General features: G+C 49.3%; 13 protein-coding genes and 1 riboswitch. Of the genes, 7 read left to right on the top strand and 6 right to left on the bottom strand.

The annotated features are described in order from the left end of the window. Positions 1–14: 14 nt before the first annotated feature. Positions 15–1,331 (top strand): lytic murein transglycosylase, encoded by a 1,317-nt coding sequence (locus NNX04_RS18670; protein ID WP_261946773.1) that lies wholly within the window; start codon positions 15–17, stop codon positions 1,329–1,331. 30 nt (positions 1,332–1,361) lie between these two features. After that, on the top strand, positions 1,362–1,604 hold the full coding sequence (locus NNX04_RS18665; protein WP_261946772.1) for a Rho-binding antiterminator: 243 nt from the start codon (positions 1,362–1,364) through the stop codon (positions 1,602–1,604). A gap of 98 nt (positions 1,605–1,702) precedes the next feature. On the opposite strand, the gene NNX04_RS18660 is transcribed toward NNX04_RS18665, so the two are convergent. The 4 genes from NNX04_RS18660 to NNX04_RS18645 form a co-directional block, all read right to left on the bottom strand. Further along, complete coding sequence (locus NNX04_RS18660; RefSeq protein ID WP_261946771.1) at positions 1,703–3,424, bottom strand: DUF5597 domain-containing protein; 1,722 nt, start codon at positions 3,422–3,424, stop codon at positions 1,703–1,705. 152 nt (positions 3,425–3,576) lie between these two features. Next, positions 3,577–6,531 carry a TonB-dependent receptor gene (locus NNX04_RS18655; RefSeq protein WP_007645793.1) on the bottom strand — a complete coding sequence of 985 codons (2,955 nt, stop codon included), beginning with the start codon at positions 6,529–6,531 and terminating at the stop codon, positions 3,577–3,579. A 39-nt stretch (positions 6,532–6,570) separates the two neighbouring features. Continuing rightward, positions 6,571–8,925, bottom strand: coding sequence for a glycoside hydrolase family 95 protein (locus NNX04_RS18650; RefSeq protein WP_261946770.1), 2,355 nt, complete (start codon positions 8,923–8,925; stop codon positions 6,571–6,573). 214 nt (positions 8,926–9,139) lie between these two features. Beyond that, positions 9,140–10,627, bottom strand: coding sequence for a tryptophan halogenase family protein (locus NNX04_RS18645; protein WP_261946769.1), 1,488 nt, complete (start codon positions 10,625–10,627; stop codon positions 9,140–9,142). Positions 10,628–10,902: 275 nt separating this feature from the next. Between NNX04_RS18645 and NNX04_RS18640 the strand changes: the two genes are divergently transcribed. Then, a complete protein-coding gene (locus NNX04_RS18640) occupies positions 10,903–11,862 on the top strand; it encodes a hypothetical protein (RefSeq protein ID WP_261946768.1) in 960 nt (319 codons plus the stop codon). A 136-nt stretch (positions 11,863–11,998) separates the two neighbouring features. Then, complete coding sequence (locus tag NNX04_RS18635; RefSeq protein ID WP_261946767.1) at positions 11,999–13,105, top strand: phospholipase A; 1,107 nt, start codon at positions 11,999–12,001, stop codon at positions 13,103–13,105. An 89-nt stretch (positions 13,106–13,194) separates the two neighbouring features. Here NNX04_RS18635 and NNX04_RS18630 read toward each other — a convergent pair whose 3' ends face one another. Together NNX04_RS18630 and NNX04_RS18625 are read right to left on the bottom strand one after the other, a co-directional pair. Then, positions 13,195–13,557 carry a PilZ domain-containing protein gene (locus NNX04_RS18630; protein WP_261946766.1) on the bottom strand — a complete coding sequence of 121 codons (363 nt, stop codon included), beginning with the start codon at positions 13,555–13,557 and terminating at the stop codon, positions 13,195–13,197. After that, complete coding sequence (locus tag NNX04_RS18625) at positions 13,554–16,016, bottom strand: DUF1631 domain-containing protein (protein WP_261946765.1); 2,463 nt, start codon at positions 16,014–16,016, stop codon at positions 13,554–13,556. Before NNX04_RS18625 ends, NNX04_RS18630 begins: the two co-directional genes overlap by 4 nt. 441 nt (positions 16,017–16,457) lie before the next feature. Continuing rightward, positions 16,458–16,587: riboswitch (guanidine-I (ykkC/yxkD leader) on the top strand. 71 nt (positions 16,588–16,658) lie between these two features. Here NNX04_RS18625 and NNX04_RS18620 point away from each other — a divergent pair. From NNX04_RS18620 to NNX04_RS18610, 3 genes are all read left to right on the top strand, one after another. Further along, entirely contained in the window at positions 16,659–17,720 is a 1,062-nt protein-coding gene (locus NNX04_RS18620; protein WP_007645777.1) for a putative urea ABC transporter substrate-binding protein, read from the top strand. A 112-nt stretch (positions 17,721–17,832) separates the two neighbouring features. Next, on the top strand, positions 17,833–18,654 hold the full coding sequence (locus tag NNX04_RS18615) for an ABC transporter permease (RefSeq protein WP_007645775.1): 822 nt from the start codon (positions 17,833–17,835) through the stop codon (positions 18,652–18,654). Positions 18,655–18,766: 112 nt separating this feature from the next. Further along, positions 18,767–19,537: an ABC transporter ATP-binding protein gene (locus NNX04_RS18610; protein WP_315973094.1), complete on the top strand. Its 771-nt coding sequence runs from the start codon at positions 18,767–18,769 to the stop codon at positions 19,535–19,537. Positions 19,538–19,544: the final 7 nt, after the last annotated feature.

Below are 19,544 nucleotides of genomic sequence, written 5' to 3'. Positions count from 1 at the left end.
GGAAGCCCCGGATTATGATGAATACCTTGCGTCACTTTTTAACCATTGCGTGCTGTAGCAGTTTACTTTCCTGTGCGCAGGCGCCCGCTCCTGCTGAGCAATCCGCTGTAACGCCCGCAGCGGCAATTAACAACAACCCCGCCACCGGCAGACAAGCGCTACAACCAGCAGCCCCCAAACCCGTAGCCGCGACAATGAGCGCCGCGGATTTTTCTGCCTGTATTAATCACTTTTCCAGCCTTGCCAAAACCCAGGGCATTTCTGCCAATACCATCAACAACAGTTTGGCCAAAGCAAACTTAAACCAACGCGTATTGGAATTGGATAAACAACAACCGGAATTTACGACCACTTTTGCTGATTATTTTAATCGCCGTGTTACTGAGCAACGGGTAGCGCAAGGGCGCAGCTTGTGGGTTGAGCACCGCGCATTGCTTGAACGTGTTGAGCAAGAATACGGTGTGCCCGCGCCCTACTTGTTGGCATTTTGGGGGCTGGAAACTAATTACGGCAGTTTTTTTGGCAACATCAATGTGGTGGATTCACTCGCGACCCTGGCATGTGATACGCGCCGCAGTGAATTTTTTACCATCGAATTAATGAATGCGCTGCGCATATTGGATGAAGGTGCAATTGCGCCCGCGCAGATGGTCGGTTCATGGGCGGGTGCTATGGGCCACGTGCAATTTATGCCCTCGGCATTTTTAAAACACGCCGTGGATTACGATGGTGATAACAAGCGCGATTTGTGGAAAAGCAAAGCGGATGCTATGGCATCCAGTGCAAACTTTTTGCGCAATCTCGGTTGGCAACCCAAGGCACGCTGGGGGCGCGAAGTTAAATTGCCAAAAGATTTTCCGTTTCTGGAAGCTGGTTTAAAAAATACCAAATCACTCCGTGAATGGCGCCAGCTGGGCGTAACTCGCGCTGACAATTCACCGCTACCCGAGGATGAGATGCAAGCCGCACTACTCGTTCCCGCTGGTCACCAAGGCCCGGCATTTTTGGTGTATGACAATTTTAACGTGATTATGCGCTGGAACCGCTCGGAGTTTTACGCCATTGCCGTTGGGCAATTGGCCGATCAAATTGCGGGGGGCGGAAAGTTGCTGCAATCGCCACCGGAAAATGCACCGCGTTTACATCGCGACCAGGTAATCGCACTGCAAACACAACTCAACACCAAAGGCATTGATGCAGGCACACCCGACGGTATTTTTGGCCCCGGCACTCGCCGCGCGCTGAGCGAATTCCAGCAGCAACAAGGCATGATCGCCGACGGTTTTCCAAACCGCGAAGTACTGAAATTGCTGGGAATAATGGTGAAATAAACACAAAGATCTGTTGTAGGGGATATCAAAATGATCAGCTGCAACCAACACGATTACATAGAAATTGTTTGTATGTATCACTACCCGGTGCGGTTAACCATGAAATCGGGCGCAGTTATTCAGGGTATAGCGCAAGACACGCAGCGCAATGACAATCGCGATGAGTGTATAAAAATTACCGCCGACGGCCACGAACACCTGATAGTGCTAAGCGAATTAATGCAGCTGGATGTGTGCGTAGAAAACCCGCATGTGAATAGCGTTGTTTTTTAAGCAATCCACTAAAGATCATTTAAATAAAAAAATACAAATAAAAACCCCATCCGTTTTGCAACGCTGGGGTTTTTATTTGAACGGTTTATTTATAGATTTTAATTAGTGGTATAAGCCGCCATTTTTACTTTTAACACTACCGGGCGGTCACTAAAATTTAAGCCCCAGTCAGTTTGATCGCCATTCCATACACGCGACAGTATCCATTTGCCGTTTTCGTAACGCCCCTCTTCTACGCGATCGATCATAAATTTTTTACTGGCAAGCTCTGCGGAAGGTTTAAATTCCACGCGCGCTTTATGTGCGGTTACCAAATATTCGTTATCGCTTAATTGCACTACCAAAGCACCGCCAGCAGCGGGAGTATTACCTTCGGGTGGTGCGATCCAGAACATGGGGCGGCCGTAGGTCACTTCTATATCCCACAAGCCTCCATCTACTAATTGTGTGAGCGCAGCGGCTTTATCTTTTGCATGCTGTTCTTTTTCTGCCGGAGTTGCTTCGGCATTCCAGATTTTTTGTGTATCGCCTGTGGTATCCAATGGCTCAGCAAAACCCCAGCTATTATTTTCAAATAAGAGTTTTGCCCAGTCGCGCATCATGGGTTCAATCGCGCGATAGTGTTGCGCAAAATGTTCGATGGTTTCAGCGTTATATTCTTTGGCGCCCAAGGGGTAGTTAGTGTAGCCCGTATCATCCATACCAAAAGGTGAGAAGCCAATGCCGCCCAACCCGAGCGTAGAATAAAAATAGCGCGCGTAGGGTTGATCGTTGCCAATTTCTGCCACAAACAATGCATTGTCTGGGCGGGCGTATAGTTCCAATACTTTACTCACGGTTTTGTGATCGCGAAAATAAATATCCGGGCCAATTAAATCAATCGCGGGCGCGGCGGCTTTCCAAATATGCAGCACGTTATCGGTTGCACCACCACTGGAATATTGTCCGGGCAAGCCGGGGTTAAACGGGTTGCGCAATGCCACGTTCACATACATAGGCAGATTTTTTATCGCCTTACCCGCTTGGGCAATTTCATTGCAGTATTTGGCGATGTAATAGGCGTGAAAAAATTCATCGGCATCTTTACCAAACACCTGCGCCCAAGTACCGCTTTTTAGTTTCAATTGTTGAATTAAGTCTGCCGGCACTTGCGCAGTGAAGTGTTGTTGCGCCAGCGCAGAAAAATCGCGCACTGATTGATAGGTGCCAACTTCGTTCTGCACTTGCACCATAATCACCGTGTGATCTTTATCGATTTTTTTCAGGTGCTTCATCAACTCCACAAAGGCTTTTTTATCGGCTGCCAAGGTATTTTGGCCAAGTGGAGAGAGGGAATTTAAGGTATCACCATCTTGTTTCACTACACGGGGGAAGCGCTGGTTATCCAACTTCACCCAAGCTGGCGCGTAGTGCGGTGCATTATTTTTCCAGGTGGCAAACCACAGCAGCACCACTTTTACATCGCGCTCGCGCGCTTGTTTAATTAATACATCCACATACGAAAAATCAAACGCACCTTCTGTTGGTTCAATCTGCTCCCAGGCCACCGGAATACTCAAGGTATTCGCGTGCATTTTTTCTACCGAAGGCCATACGTCTTTTAATGCATCCGGGTAATTGCTGGAGTTATTGGCTTGCGCCCCCAACATTAAATATGGGGCACCATCCACCAATAATGCATGACGGCCATTTTTACTCACCAGCTCGGGCAAGGGCGCGGCACAAAGCGGCAGCGCCACCAAGCATAAAATACTTGCACTCAGGTAGCGCAATAAACGCGAACAAAACAAATATGAACTAAAGAAAGTGGCGATTTGCATAAATCCTCTTGCGGTAATGCAGATGTGTTTATGGGAGGATGCGTTTTTCACGCTAAAGATCGGTGTAAGACTTGCGGAAAAAACAGAAAACTAAAAAGGCAAAAACAAAAAAACCTTGCCCCGGTTGGGGCAAGGTTTTTAACACGCGCTAATTAAAACTTGGCGCGGATACCAACTGCAAAACGAGCATCTTGTGCGTAGGAGTAGGCAATATGATCGCCAGCACCATTCTGCTCCATAATGCCAACAGTTTTCTCTTTCAGCAGATTAGTTGCTTCTGCGGTAACTGTATAGTTATCAAGGAAGGTGTAACTGATTGAAGCATCTAATTGACCGTAATCATCATTGTAGACTGGAATACGAGCCTTACCTTCCGCTCCAAAGTTGAAATCAGGATCAAATCCATTACCACCCCATGTAATCAGATACTTGCTTCTCCAAGAATAAGCCAAACGCGCAGAGAAACCATCTTTTTCATACATACCAATAAGGTTGTAAGAATTCTTCGATAGCTGATCAATTGGCATTTGCCCGAAGGGAGAACGGTCTGTATCAATTGGGCTAACTCCCTCAGCATTTGCAGGAATTTCCGCTTTACTATCAATGTAGGTATAACTCGCCTGAATACCTAAACCATCAAAGGGGGCCGGCAAGGCATCAAAGAACTTACTGACACCAATTTCAGCACCTTTAATATCACCAGAGCCAATATTTTTCAGCACTGTTGTATTGACAGGCACAACAACGCCATTTGGATTTGGCAACTGATAAACAACATTTTCTCTACGGAAAAAATCATCAACTTGCTTACTAAAAAATGCTGCGTGAGCCATCCCGCCGTTATCATCGAAATACCACTCAGCAGTAATGTCAAACTGATTTGCAGTCATCGGCGCCAAATCAGGATTGGTAAATTGATCTTGAGCAAACTCAACATCATCCAAACTTGTTACAGTTTGTACCCCTTCCTTATTACTGTTACCAATAACGCGTTTAGCTTGCAAATCAGAAAAGCTTGGTGCCCAAATTGCTTTGGAAGCAGCAAAACGAATAAACAAGTCATCGGTTGTTTGTATACGAAGATTTAAGCTTGGCAATACATAACTGCGACTATGTTTAGTCGTGTAAGGGTTAGTTTTTGAAGCGAAACCTACCCCAGGCGGAGCATCTAAGTTATTCCAACCTTCATAACCTTCAGCTTCGTTATCAATTTGAACTACACGAACACCAACATTACCATCTACCGGCATCGCCAAATCATCAAAGCCAAAATTAGCCATCATGTAAGCGGCAAAGTTGGTTTCACTTTGTTGATTACGATATTGAGGATCAGTTAGGCGATTCCACTCAGGATAAATAGAATCACAAATCCATGATTGATAAGGAGCACAGGTAGTTGCACGATCACCATTAATGGCATCTGTTGTAGCCCTGAAGTCTTTTACTGCAGCGCTGGAATACAAATATCCTGCTGCAGGAACAGCAACATCACCACGCTGGAAATCATCGAAGCTATACAGATTCAAATATTGTGACGCTTGCGCTTCAGTTACCTTAGGCAAAGTATTTTTATCATAGCCATTCCAGTCGAGCTGAGTAAACCAAGTGGCATAACGTGTATTCCAATCATACTCAGTGTTGATGTTATCCGCTTTTTTCTCGGAATATCTCACACCAGCTTTTACTGATTTAATTACTGCACCATCAAAATTATATTCAGCATCGAAACGACCTGTCTTAGCATCGGCATCGTTACGTTCGAAGTGCGTCATCTCTTGACCTAAACTGTAGTTGGCATAATTAGCCATGTATTCAGGATCAAGTAAAATAGATGGAGTTTTTGTACCTATACCATTCATATAGGCTTCTTCTGGAATAACTTTTAAACCTAGAGTGTAATCATTAATGGTCAACTCTGATTTTACATATTGCACATCGGCTGAGAATTTCCAGTAATCATCTGGACTCCACTTAATACCTGTTGAGTAATCAGTAGTAGTTGAAACATTATTTGCCCAACGAGTACTAGTACCGAAATCAAGTCCCCATTGTGCCGGATTATTAACAGTCACAGTACCCGATTCAAGGGCATTATTTTCGCTATACATCCAATCATTATCTGCCGTTGGAACCAACGCTTGATCGCCATTAGCACCTTCCAAGAAGAAAGCATTCTCATCATAAGTAGTATCGTGCTTACTTTGGAAAACAGTAAAGTAAAGTTCTGTTCTATCATTTGGCGCCCATTGCAAAGCGAGGTAACCACCTTGTCGAGTGCTTTCATAATCGTTACGACGCCAGTCCACCCCCTTGGAAACCCATACGTCTTGGCCGTTAATTTCACGCGGCAAATAAGCACGTGTGTAAACTTGATCCGAACGACTGGAAAGATCAGAAGTTGACGCATTCACTAAAATGCCGAACTCCCCTAAATCAGTTTCCCAGCGATTGCTATATAAACCAGAATATTCGCCGTTAGTTTCTTTTAATTGATCGCCATAGTTGGCTTTTGCAGAAACACTAACCATTTGACCATCGGAATCAAATGGCATACGGGTACGCAGGTTTACGGTGCCGCCCAAACCACCTTCGATCATATCGGCTGAAGGGCTTTTGTAAGTATCAACGGCATACATTAATTCCGCAGGGACATCCTCAAAGCTCAAGCCACGACCACTAGCCGCCGAAAACACATCACGTCCATTTAGCTCTGAACGAACTTGCGATAAACCACGGACAGCGACACCGCTCCCCTCTGCAGCAGGGTGCTCCGCGTCGTTATTGGTATAGCGGCCGACGGTTACACCGGGAACGCGCTGCAACGCTTCGGTAACACTGCGGTCTGGCAACTTACCAATATCTTCTGCAACAATTGAATCCACAATAGTGGATGAATTTCGCTTGATGTCTTGCGCAGACTGAATACTTGCGCGCTGACCGGTTACTACAACCTCTTCCAAAGCATCTGCGCTATCTTGCGCAAACGAATAAGGTGCCACACCCATCGCGCCCACAACCAGAGATACGCTGGATGCAAGTTTGATATAAGCCGGCAATTGTTTTTTTAGGAATGTTTTTCCGAGGTTGTGCTTATTGTTAGTTGTCATGATTTTCTCCAGTTAATATTATTTAAACTACCCCTTGAGCTATCTCCCGCTGCTGGATAAGAGATATGTCCCCGTTCCTTGCGCTGCAAAACTCCCTGAATTGCCCTCAGCTTTTATGCCAAGGGATTTCCCGTGCTTTACATCCTGCAGCGTAAATTCCGCTACAGGACGTGAAGTTCTGATATTGATTTTTTGTGCATGTTGCGTGTGAATACGTGCTTGGGTTAATTCGCCCTTGTGCCATTGCAGATCTACAGTAATGCCGCCGCGTGCGCGCAAACCAGTCACCGAACCGCTTGGCCAACTTGCAGGTAATGCGGGCAAAAAATGTAATTCGTCGCCGTGACTTTGCAATAACATTTCGGCAATCCCGGCGCTCGCGCCAAAATTGCCATCAATTTGAAATGGTGGATGGTTGTCCCACAAATTACTGAGTGTGCTGCGCTGTAATTGTTCGCCCAATACTTTGTGCGCACGATTACCGTCTAACAAACGCGCCCACATATTGACCTTCCAGGCTTGCGACCAACCGGTGCCGCCATCGCCACGCGCATTAAGTGTGGTGCGTGCTGCCGCAAGTAATTCCGGTGTATTGCGCGCGTTAATATCACGCCCCGGATGCAGTGCATATAAATGGGAAATATGGCGATGTTCATTTTTTGGATCGTCAATATCTTCCTTCCACTCTTGTAGCTGACCCCAACTGCCAATGCGCATTCCGCGATCCAGGTTCGCCAATTTTTCTTGCACAGCTTGGGCAAATTTTTTGTCGCCAGTGAGCAGTGCGGCTTCGTGGGTATTGCGCAGTAAATCAAACACAATTTGTTGTGACATAGCAGCCGCGCGAGTGAAAGGGCCGTGCTCGGGTGAGAAGCTGGGTGATACGATCCACTGGCCATCGCGCGGATCTTTTACTAAAAACTCCAACCAGAATTCACTCGCGCTTTTCATTAATGGATAAGCGCGGTTACGCAGAAATTTTTTATCACCGGAAAATAAATAGTGCTCGTAATAATGCTGTGCGAGCCAGGCTGCCGCTTCAGGCTGCCAAAAAGCGGTGGGCCAATCGATAACACCGGTAAAGCCCCAAATATTGGTGTTGAGAAAAAGCGTCCAACCTTTATCTACACCCGCTACTTTTTGCGCGGCAATAGTGCCCGGTACCACAAGGCTGTCGACAAAATCAAACAGTGGTGCGGTTAACTCTGGCAAATTGGTGGTCTCGGCCAGCCAGTAATTCATTTGCAAATTAATATTGACGTGGTAGTCGGCATTCCACGGCGGGGTGATGGAGTTATTCCACACACCTTGCAAATTCGCGGGCAGTGAACCGGGACGCGACGAGGAGATCAACAAGTAGCGACCAAATTGGAAATAGGTTGCCTCCAAAGTGCGATCCAATACGGCATCACCTTTTTTATAACCGGCAAGCAACTTTGGTGTGGTGAGCGATTGTGGTTTTTGACCTATATCCAGCGCAGCACGGTCGAACAGGGTTTGATAATCCGCGCGGTGTGTGGCCTGTAATTGCTCAAAAGATTTTTTGCTCGCCTTGTTAAGTTGTTTATGCAAACGCTTGTGGGGATGCGCACCGCGATATTTTGGATAGGACTGGGCGTAATCAGTACCTGCCGCGAGCAGAATCACCACCGAGTCAGCAGCGGTGACTTGAAGTTTATTGCCGTCGATTACCGCTAATTCACCACCCTGGTTGAGCAGTTGGATTTGGGTTTCAAACTGCAAACCGTTGCTGTGCAATTTGCCACTGGCAGTGATGCGACCTTGGTCGATGGCCACAGCCAAACTGCGATTGTCTGGCACTTGCACACTGGCGGTGAAGGAAATGCTCGCCGGCTGATCGGCGGAATATTTAATTGCAATCACGCCATCCGGATAACTGGCGAGATACTCGCGGCGATAGCGCACACCGCCCTGTTCGTAACTCACATTAATTTGCGCATCGCTGAGCGATAACTCGCGGCGGTAATTAGTGAAAACACTTTTGACATCGCTGTCATTTTTATTCGAATCAATTATAAGATCGCCAAAAGTCTGGTAATCGCCGTAGGCGGTGATCTTGTGACCCAACAGTTTGGCGGCGTCCTCCGGGGTAATTGAACCCTGTTCATTGATGGTCGTTCTGACCTGCGCGACCACATCGCCCTGTGCTTGTTGTGGCCAACCAAAATCGTAACCTTGCGCACCTGGGCCGCCAGTCCATAAGGTTTTTTCGTTGAACTGGATACGGTCACGCGTCACATCGCCGGCAATAACGGCACCCAAAGCACCGTTGCCAATAGGTAGACCTTCACGCTCCCAATCAGCAGCCGGCGCATCAAACCAAATAGACTCACCACCAGCGGCCTGCACTGAAGAGGCAACGCCAACCAGCATCAGTGCCGCCGCACAAATGCCACGCAGGGGGTAAAAGGAAGATGTAAGCGAAGAATAACAGCGCAAGCGGCTTACCTCAGAATGGGTCAGATGTATATGGTATATATGACTATATGGAGCAATGTTAAGGCAATGTTTTTATTGGCGCAAGCTTTATCACCTATAACAAAAATGGCACCGTTTTCATGATACCAAAGGAAACAACGTGGCTACTTTATGAACCCAGAGTCCGCAGAAAATCGGCATGAGAAGGGGCGTACTCGCGCCCTTTAACGATCGCCGCACGCATTTTGTCCATGACGGTGTGCATTTTGGCGGAGTCGCGGGATGGTGTTAGCGCAGCTGGACTGAGGCCAAATCCCGCAAACATGCTGATCCAGCTCTCCTCAACAAAGGATTCCTGCTCCAGCAACTGGATATCGCCTGCCGCCTTAAAGCGGGCAATTTTTTCCGTAAGGCTGGCAGGGATATCCATCGCCTGTACATGCTGCCACAAGGGCTCCGGGCGACCATTTAACTTGTAGTGCAGGATAATAAAATCGCGGATGCGCTCGTACTCCAGGCGATTGAGGCGGTTGGCCTCAGCCACATGTTGGTCATTAATCTCAAAGTTCACTAAAAACGCGGCCAATTTATTAATGCCCGTCTGGATAAGGGAAATACTGGTGGATTCCAAAGGCTCCAGAAAACCACTGGAGAGACCAATCGCCACACAGTTTTTATGCCAGAAATGGTCGCGCATGCCGGTAGTAAAACGGATCAACCTCGGCTCGGTGAGCCTTTCGCCCTCGATGTTGGCTAGCAGCTCCGCACGCGCCTGATCCTCACTGATAAATTGGCTGGAATAGACATAACCATTGCCCACCCGATGCTGCAGCGGAATATGCCACTGCCAGCCTGCGCTACGTGCGGTTGAGCGAGTGAATGGATCTGGCTCGGCCACGGTTCGGGTCTGCACTGCCAGCGCCGAATCGCTCAGCAGCCACTGGCTCCATTCCTCATAGCCCACACCCAAGGCTTTTTCGATAAGCAATGCACTCATACCCGAGCAGTCCACAAACAAATCGCCGCCAATAACCTGCCCCGATTCAAGTTGCAATGACTGGATAAAACCGCTGTCGGGATCGAGTGTAACCTGCTGGATTTTTCCCTCTATCCGCGTGACCCGGCGCTGTTCGGCGTAGCCGCGCAGGTATTTGGCAAACAGTGAGGCGTCAAAGTGATAGGCGTAGTTGTACCAGGCTAAACGGCTGTCGGGATCAAAGCTCGGCTGCGCAAATTTGCCTGCACCGGCCAGCTGGGTGCATAGGCAAAACTCTGCCAAACTGGCGCTGTAACCCTGCTGTTTGGCTGACCACCAGGTCTTGTGAAAGGGACGATCCTCAATCGGTACGCCGTACCCGGCAAACGGGTGGAAAAACGTCTGTTCCGGCGCAACCCAGCCTTCGAATTCGATGCCGAGCTTAAAGGTGGCATGGGTGGCGGCGATAAACTCACTCTCTTTTACGCCCAAGTGTTTAATGAATTGATGGATGCCCGGCACCGTGGCCTCCCCCACCCCCACTGTGCCAATTAACTCAGACTCGACTAGCGTGACCTGGATATTGGTGGGTTCCAGCCAGCGCGCTAAATAGGCTGCCGTCATCCAGCCGGCGGTACCGCCGCCAGCAATGACTATGTGGTTAACAGGTTTGTTTGACATCAACACAACTCCCAAGCTGCTAGCACAATCGCAAGTGGCCCCAACTTATTATTGTCATTAAGACCAGATGATTGATATTAAGCCCCTATTTTTATTGGCACAATATTTATCATCCATGCAAAACCATTATTTTGTAACTGGCACGTCTGTTGCCAAGATTTAGGCAATAGACAGGTAATAGCGATTTGTAGGTTTTCTGATGCGCCAAAATGCACCGGAATACAGGCAATTTCACGAATAGAGCGGTAGAGAAAATGGGAACAGGCACTATCAACATGCACAGCCCTTCATTTGGTGCACCATCAGGCAGCAAAGGGTCGCCCCAATTTGCCCTGTTTTGCGAAGAGTACCAGCAGCGACTGGATGCCCTGACACTGGTGAAGCAACTGATCCAGATGATTAAAGCAGTGCAGCGACACCGCGGTATGTCGATGGGAGCCCTGGGGGGTAATGCATTATTCCGCGCGGAATTGACCCAACTGCAAGTGCAACTGGAGCGCCGTTTGGAGTTGGTGCAGGCGTTTGCCGCCCGCAGCCTTAACCTGCTCAGCGCCCGGGATCGGGAAAACCTGAGCAACGCCTGGCTGACCATCAGCCGCGATTGGCAACAGGACGCCGTGGTCGATAACTATGAGCTGCACTGTCACCTGATCGAACAGTTACTGAGCATGGTTGCCGCGCTGGGCAAACAGCTGGAGCAGCCCACATCGCAAGCGCTTAGCCAAACCGAGCGCAACAGCGCCGAACCCAGCGCGCCGCCCACCGAAGGTAGTAGCTACCCCAATCGTTTTAAATACCTGGAGGTGCTGCACTTTTCCACGCGCTTAATGCCCGCCGTGGCGGAGCAAATTGGCCGTATTCGCGCCCTGTCTACCTACGCCTCGGCACTGGGCTACTGCGATAAAGATGTGACCAGCAAACTGCGCTACGCCATTCAATGCACCCGCGTGAACAACGAAAAATTGCGCCATCAAACCAAACGTCTGGAAGGTTTGCTGGATAAAGACCTGATTATGCTCTCACAACTGAAAAGCTATGAAATCAAACTCGATTTCCTGCTTACCATGGTGGAGAGCGATGTGGTTAACCCGCACCAGATCAATGCCGACAGCCATCGTTTGTTTGTGCTGGCCTCCGACATAATCGACATGTATTTGAAAGTGGTTGATGAGGGTGTACACCTGCTCACCGATTGGCACGAACAGGATATAGAACTCTGGCTGGAGACGTGTTGAGCGAGCAAATGTGCTGGCAATCTGTGAATCACTTTACCGATGCCGCACAGTGCAGGGTAGACTGCTTGCCTCCTGAGCGACAACGCCTAGAATAACGGCCAACTGTCGCTCAACCTCACCCCGAGAGAAGCTGCCCATGCGTTCCGTCTGGCCTTTGGTGTTACCGGTTTGCTCCGCCCTGCTCAGCGCTAACCTTAGCGCGCAGCCCACAGAGACCACCCCCGCCACATCTGCGCCCGAGATGCCAACCGAGGCGATGAATAGCTGCCTGCAAGCCTCCATCCCCAGTGCGGCTGCGACCATGACCGTCGCTGAGTTGCGTCAGGGGTGCCAGTTACTCTATGAACAACAATTGCAGAGCGCGGGCGAAAGCGAATTACAAGAGCAACAGGTCAGCAGCGAAGACAGCACTGACGATAAGGGTGAGCGCCTGCTCAAACGGCGCATGACGCTGGAGGCACTTAATCGCGCCAACCGGTTTATGCTCACCCCACACAAAATTAATTACTTTTTCCCCGCCAGCTACACCCGCACTCCCAACGAGTCACCCTATCGCGACAATGACAATGAATCCCTGAGCGACCTGAGCAAAGCCGAAGCGGACTTCCAGCTGAGCATCAAAATACTGCTGCGCGAGGATATTTTTGGCGATAATGGCCACCTCTACCTGGGTTATACCAACCACTCGCTGTGGCAGCTTTACAGCGATGCCGACTCAGCCCCCTTTCGCGAAACCAATCACCAACCAGAGTTAATTCTCAGTTTTACCAATGACTGGGAGTTTTTGGGTTTTCGCAATGTGCTCAACGACGTAATTCTCAACCATCAATCCAACGGCCAGGGCGGTCTGTTATCGCGCAGCTGGAACCGGGTGATGCTCAATAGCGTGTTCGAGCGAGGCAACTTTGCCTTTGCACTCAACCCCTGGTATCGCCTGCCGGAATCCGCACAGGAATACCCCGGCGATCCCGATGGCGACGATAATCCGGATATCACTGATTACATGGGGAAATTTGAATTTAACGCGGCCTATCAGCGTAAGGACGACATTTACAGCGTTATGCTGCGCAACGCGCTGGATGGCGACAATCGCGGCGCCCTTGAACTGGGCTGGAGTTTCCCAATCAGCAGCAACCTGCGCGGCCAATTGAAATACTTTAAGGGCTATGGCCACAGCCTGATTGACTACAACGTCGACCTGGAAGTATTTGCGCTGGGCATAGTATTTACTGACTTGTTTTAAATGCCGCCTACTGGCTTGCCTGAAATGCAAAAAGGCGCCGCGTTACCAACGCGGCGCCTTTTTAACGGGATAAGGGTGGCAATCACAAACTAATAAGACTCGCCCAATCGCTCCACCAACGCTTGAATAGACTGCAACGCCTGTGAAGAGGCATCGATGATGGAAAAACCAATCCAGTATTTACCTGCCAGATCAGCCTCCCGCGTCCACAAACAATCCACCCCCAAATGAATCACCATTTGATCATTAACTGGCTCGGGCAAATGCAAGTCCAGGGTGTAAAGGCGATCCTCTTCCAGTGACAAATCCCCCATCACCATCAATCCTTGGGCATGGATATTTACCAAGCGGCCAACATACATATCGCGCAAACTGTCATAAACATCCACATCGCCGTTGATGATATGCCGCTCCAGTTCGCGATCATGCTCCTTGGAACAATTATGCGTCATGATGCAGCCCCCGTTTTGAGGTGATCGGCACGCTCGTTGAGTGTGTGATAAATATTTTCCAGCGCTCGCTCAAAGAAGGGTTTGGTACTGCCCGCAATAATTTTGGCTCGCCCGGCGATCATATCCCGCGCCAGCTGTAAACCTGCAGCCAGCGATACTTTGCGCCCCTGCTGATCCACCAGCATGTAGTGCTGGGTCTTTTTGTTGTACCAGGCCACTTTCAGACGCTTGCCGCCATCAAACTCAAACCAGGTACCAAACTCCACCATTTTCAGGCTGTCGACAATCTTGGCTTCTTCGGTAGAAACAGGCTGCTGCTGAACGTTGGCATGCCCGGCTTTTTCCGCGGCGAGTAATTCCAGTTTGCTGCGCATTGGTGCCGGAGCTGGTTCGGCTTTACGGCTGAGCAACGCCATGCGCTGCAGGGACGCTACCGCATCCAACAATTTGCGGCCCTTGGCCTGCTCGTAGCCAATGGTTTCAAAACCGCGCTCGAGCGCCGCATGCAGATTATCCTGCAGCTCCATTTGTTTGACCTTGTCCTGCTGGCTGGTTTTGGGTTCCAGCGACCAGAGCAAATCGTCAATTACTTTGAGCGCACGCGTCCAGCTCTCGGATTTTTCGCCGTAGCGCAGTAGCACAAAGGACAAGTAATCCGACCAGGGCTGAAGCAATAACAGGAGGATTGCAGAAGGCATTTCACGGTTATCGGTGCGACTACGCACCTCGTGATTCACCTGCAATTTAGCTTCGCGCAGTTTTTCTTCACCCTGGGCTTTCTCCAGCGCGCGCCGCTCCATCAATTCCTGACGGCGCGCCACATTGTTGGTGTAGCCATTAAATTCAATCAGCAGCTCGGCAAAAATGCGCACATCGTTCTTGAACTCATGCAACAGCCGGAACACCGTGGTTTTGATTTTGGTGAAAATATCGTATTGATCGCTACCGTCATTACTCACCCAACGCACACCCGCTTCGGCAAGGCTGTTGAGCAACACCCGCGCCGGGTGTTCCGGTTGCTCAAAAAAGCCTTTATCGATAAAAGCTATTTTGAGAAACGGCGTGTGTAAATAACTGAGCAGCGCTTTGACTGAATCGGGCAAGTGATCGTCGGAGAGCATGTACTCAAACAACATGCCGACCAGGTCGATGGTTTGCATATCACCCGCTTCTACCGCGCCGTTTTCATTCTCGCTGGCAATCTGCTGCATCATTTGCTGGCTGACAGCGGCAACGGTTTGCACCGGAATAACAACCGGGCCAGCGTCGCGATCAGCCAAGGCTTGCTGGCTCAGGTGATAAGCCTTGCCCTGCATCTGCTCCAGAACATTCACCAATTGATTGCTGCTGTATATCTGCAGTTGCGCTGGCGGCGTATTGGCCACAGCGGCAACCGCCGTGGCGCCCGGCATTGTAGTGGCAGGCGCTGGTATGTTATTCGCCCCGCGATTGCCCTGCTCCGCCGTCCCCGTAAAGCCGCTAGCCTGAACAGCGGGCATTAATTGGGTGACATGGGTTTGCAACAAGCGAATCGCATTCAGCAAACTGTTTTGATATTGAATATCGTTGGGATTGAGCGCACCGGTTAGCAGTTTATCGCTAGCGCGGCGCTGATGCTGTTGGGCATCCAGGGTTTGTTGCTGCAGCTCAGCATCCGTTCTGTTTCGCTCGGAAGGATCATCCTGGATGGCGTCCTCACGAGCTGCGTCAGCTTTATCCTGTGCTACCACAAAACGCAGATTGGGCAGTAAATTCTGGCGGATCAAATAGTCGTTAAGCTCGTCATACAGCTCGCCGAGCATGCCGATCACGTCCTGATCAAACAGTTTGTAGCCGATGATTTTGGTTTTTACATCCACATCCAGATTCGTTAATACCTTGCGCAGCGCCTCGCAAAACTGTACCGGGCTGGCAGGGTTGGTGCGCTCATCAATTTTTTCGCCGTCATTGAGCAGGGCTAAACGCTGTTGCAATGCCCAGAGGTTTTCGGCAAAAAAATTATCCGCGCGATGGGTAATTGAGGTGATGGCAATCGTCTCTTCCAGATCCGAATGCTCGACTAGCGAGAGAATGTCGCCACTAAAGCGCTCCTCGCCGGTCAGGGTATTAAGCGATTTGTTTTTGAACTTTACAAAGCCATTGGCCAAGTGCTGGCAAAACTCCTGCTCCGCCGCCTGTTGCACAGCGCTCAGCAAGTTCTGGATTTCATAGAGCGCAACCTGATCTTTATTCGATTTCGCCTGCTCGGCAATTTCAAGGATCTGTTTACACCACTCGCGCCAAAAATTGGGGAAAACACGATACGCAAAGCCGCGCGTTAAATCGCGACAATGTTTTAAATGTTCAATAATTAATTGCTCTGACATAGCGACAGTCGTGTATTGAGACGATTTGGGAGTATCGGCACCGGGTAAACCTGAAGCTTGTACACCAGAGTTTTGCATACCTGAGTTTTGCATAATAAGTCCGTGAGATTCATATTCCTTAGACCCTGCCTGTGAAGACCCAGATCAGGGGCCTGTGCGAACCTAAAAACCAAACAAGAAACCACCGCTGTTATGGGCAAAAAGGTTGTCCTGAACGACAATCTTAGCAGCTTGCAGTGGATGTTTCACAGAATAGCTCGGCTTTAGCCCCTCAGCGAGCAAAAAATAATCACCCACTGCCAGCAGACAAATAGCACCAAAAAAGCGCACAACCAGACTTGTCTATAACCCCGTACGCACCAAATGAGAACACCACTACAATCCTCAACCCAACTTCTACCGCGCGTGAAACGCGGCAAGTCGCGCCATTACCGCTTGCACGCGCCAATTGCCACAATTGGCACTCATATTGCGATATGAACTTCGAAATAACTGATTCGCACTCTGGGCGATCTGGCTATTCACACAATTTGTTAAATAGAGAGCTAGGGTTCCGGTCATTCGATTAATCATCCAATGATGTCTGGTCCGAGAGCTTTCGACCTCTGCCGCCAGACCTTCTGGCAGGTCATGGGTTACACGGCGGGACAAAAGCCCGGGAGATGATTGGCCTAATCGCCAGAGTGGTCTCTTAATGCTTGCGCCGATGTATACCCATACCCTTGGAGGTTGTTCATGTTGCGTCATTCCCGTCTGAAAAAACTATTACTCGCCCTTACACTTGGCCTTTCCGCCAACCTCGCCAGTGCCGCTGAACCCTTCAAAGTCTGCTGGTCCATCTATGTAGGCTGGATGCCCTGGGGCTATGGTGCCGAGCAAAAAATTGTCGATAAATGGGCCGAGAAATACGGCATTGAAATCGAAGTGGTACAAATCAACGATTACGTCGAGTCAATTAACCAATATACCGCCGGCCAATTTGATGGTTGCGTGATGACCAATATGGATGCGCTCACCATTCCAGCGGCAGGCGGCGTGGATTCAACGGCGCTGATCGTGGGTGACTTCTCCAACGGCAACGACGGTGTTGTGCTGAAAGGCACCAACAAAACCCTCAAGGACATCAAAGGCCAACAAGTGAATTTGGTTGAGTTGAGTGTGTCGCACTACTTACTCGCCCGCGCCTTGGAATCGGTCGGTATGAAAGAAGCCGATGTGAAAGTGGTGAACACCTCCGATGCCGATATGGTTGCGGTTTACGGCACCAAAGACGTTACTGCAGTGACCACCTGGAACCCGCTGCTCAGCGAAATCCTCGCACAACCCAACAGCACCAAGGTATTTGACTCCTCACAAATCCCCGGCGAAATTATGGATTTGATGATAGTGAACACCGCCACCCTGCAAAAAAATCCGGCCTTGGGCAAAGCGCTTGTTGGCGCCTGGTATGAAATCATGACCACCATGAGTGGTAGCGACAAAGCCGCAACGGAAGCCAAAACAGCAATGGCCGTGGCATCAGGTACTGACCTCGCCGGTTTTGAAGCACAACTCGCCAGCACCAAAATGTTTTACACCCCGCAAGCCGCGCTGGAACTCGTCAACAGCGACGCACTCTTGAGCACCATGCAAAAAGTCGCTGAATTTTCTTTTGACCACGGCCTGTTAGGCGAAGGTGCACCCGATGCCGAATTCATCGGCGTCGCAGGCCCCAAAGGAATTTATGGCAACAAACAAAACGTGAAACTGCGTTTTGATACCACCTACATGCAAATGGCTGCCGACAAAAAACTTTAACTCCTTGGGTTAATTACCACGAGAGCCGTCATCCTCGCGCCAGCGGGGATCCAGAGACAATACTGGACTCCCGCGTACGCGGGAGTGACGTCAAACAAAAAAGAAGAGCGCCATGAAACGATTAATTAATTTAACACCATCAAAACCGCTGAAATTATTATTGGGCATTCTGCCCTTTGCGTTATTGCTGGTGATTTATCTGGTCGCCTCCGATGCGCGCTTGGCCGAAAATGCCAATGACAAACTCTTGCCAAGTTTTGCGCAAATGGGTTCGGCCATGCAAAGCCTCGCGTTTGAACCCAGCAAACGTAGCGGTGAGTATTTATTTTGGCAGGACACACTCAGCAGCCTGCATCGTTTAGCGCTGGGAATTTTTATCGCTGCCATTTTGGGTTTTACCATCGGTTTATTAACCGGTGCGATTCCCACGATTTATTCACCGATTGCTCCGCTGTTGACAGTGATTTCACTCGTGCCGCCCATGGCGTTACTGCCAGTGTTATTTATTGTGTTTGGTTTGGGCGAGTTATCCAAAGTTGCATTGATTGTGATCGGCGTTGCCCCGTTTATCGCGCGCGACATGCAGCGCTGCACACAGGAAATTCCACTCGAACAACTCGTCAAAGCACAAACACTGGGTGCATCTACCTGGCAAATTATTGTGCGCGTACTAACACCGCAATTAATGCCGCGTTTAATTAATGCCGTACGTTTATCGCTTGGTGCTGGCTGGTTGTTTTTAATTGCCGCCGAAGCCATCGCCTCTACCGACGGTTTGGGTTATCGCATATTTCTGGTGCGTCGTTATATGTCGATGGATGTGATTTTGCCTTACGTTGCCTGGATCACCCTGCTCGCCTTTTTGGTGGATTGGCTTTTGGCAAAAATAAATCTCTGGTGTTTTCCCTGGCACAGTCCAAACAGTAAACATTAAGCCAAGCAGCAAACACTAGGCGAACAGCACTATGACAATTCTTCCTTTTGATAAAACTGTTCGTGACAAAAAAAGTCTCGAAGAAAAAAGAGCCCAGCAGATGCCAGCACCCATGATTCAGGCAAAAAACTTGTGGAAAACCTACGGCGACAATGTAGTCCTGGAGCGTTTAAATATCAGTGTTAAGGCTGGCGAGTTTATTACCATGGTCGGCACCTCCGGCTGCGGTAAAAGTACTTTTTTAAAAATGTTGTTGGGCATGGAAGTACCAAGCTCGGGTGAGTTGTTACTGGATGGTAAAACCATTCGCAGCGAACCGGATCAATCGCGCGGTATAGTCTTTCAACAGTATTCAGTTTTCCCCCATTTAAGCGTATTGGAGAATGTCATCATCGCGCGTGAATTTGAACGTTCACCGCTGCTGGGGAAATTATTCGGCAAACAAAAACGTGTTGTTATCGACGAAGCAAAAGCATTACTGGATTCCGTCGGTCTCAGTCACGCACTGAACCACTACCCGCACGAATTATCCGGTGGCATGAAACAGCGCCTTGCCATCGCCCAAGCCTTAATTCGCAAGCCACGTATTTTGTTATTGGATGAACCATTCGGGGCACTCGACCCCGGCATTCGCGCCGATATGCATCAATTAATTTTAAAACTCTGGCAGGAACATCAGCTCACTGTATTTATGGTGACTCACGATTTAAGTGAAGGTTTTTATTTAGGCACGCGGCTGTGGGTATTTGACAAGCTGCGCCGCGACAATCAAGCGCCCACCGCCTACGGTGCAAATATCACTTACGATTTACCGATCACCAAACGCAGTACAGAAATTCCGGCAGAACTGAAATCAATCGCCCAAGAGCCCAACGAAGGTTAAGGTTTAC

The sequence above is a fragment of the Cellvibrio sp. QJXJ genome, assembly GCF_024452345.1.
In the GTDB taxonomy this organism is placed as follows: domain Bacteria; phylum Pseudomonadota; class Gammaproteobacteria; order Pseudomonadales; family Cellvibrionaceae; genus Cellvibrio.
The sequence above is the reverse complement of the archived record's forward strand: the minus strand, read 5'-3'. Positions and strand labels throughout refer to the sequence as shown.

What these genes read in the sequence shown, in the direction of transcription:
- NNX04_RS18625 (WP_261946765.1), bottom strand. Translation starts at nt 16,016, where the DNA reads ATGCAAAACTCAGGTATGCAAAACTCTGGTGTACAAGCTTCAGGTTTA.
- NNX04_RS18655 (WP_007645793.1), bottom strand. Translation starts at nt 6,531, where the DNA reads ATGACAACTAACAATAAGCACAACCTCGGAAAAACATTCCTAAAAAAA.
- NNX04_RS18670 (WP_261946773.1), top strand. Translation starts at nt 15, where the DNA reads ATGATGAATACCTTGCGTCACTTTTTAACCATTGCGTGCTGTAGCAGT.
- NNX04_RS18635 (WP_261946767.1), top strand. Translation starts at nt 11,999, where the DNA reads ATGCGTTCCGTCTGGCCTTTGGTGTTACCGGTTTGCTCCGCCCTGCTC.
- NNX04_RS18660 (WP_261946771.1), bottom strand. Translation starts at nt 3,424, where the DNA reads ATGCAAATCGCCACTTTCTTTAGTTCATATTTGTTTTGTTCGCGTTTA.
- NNX04_RS18620 (WP_007645777.1), top strand. Translation starts at nt 16,659, where the DNA reads ATGTTGCGTCATTCCCGTCTGAAAAAACTATTACTCGCCCTTACACTT.
- NNX04_RS18650 (WP_261946770.1), bottom strand. Translation starts at nt 8,925, where the DNA reads ATGCTGGTTGGCGTTGCCTCTTCAGTGCAGGCCGCTGGTGGTGAGTCT.
- NNX04_RS18610 (WP_315973094.1), top strand. Translation starts at nt 18,767, where the DNA reads ATGATTCAGGCAAAAAACTTGTGGAAAACCTACGGCGACAATGTAGTC.
- NNX04_RS18630 (WP_261946766.1), bottom strand. Translation starts at nt 13,557, where the DNA reads ATGACGCATAATTGTTCCAAGGAGCATGATCGCGAACTGGAGCGGCAT.
- NNX04_RS18665 (WP_261946772.1), top strand. Translation starts at nt 1,362, where the DNA reads ATGATCAGCTGCAACCAACACGATTACATAGAAATTGTTTGTATGTAT.
- NNX04_RS18645 (WP_261946769.1), bottom strand. Translation starts at nt 10,627, where the DNA reads ATGTCAAACAAACCTGTTAACCACATAGTCATTGCTGGCGGCGGTACC.
- NNX04_RS18640 (WP_261946768.1), top strand. Translation starts at nt 10,903, where the DNA reads ATGCACAGCCCTTCATTTGGTGCACCATCAGGCAGCAAAGGGTCGCCC.
- NNX04_RS18615 (WP_007645775.1), top strand. Translation starts at nt 17,833, where the DNA reads ATGAAACGATTAATTAATTTAACACCATCAAAACCGCTGAAATTATTA.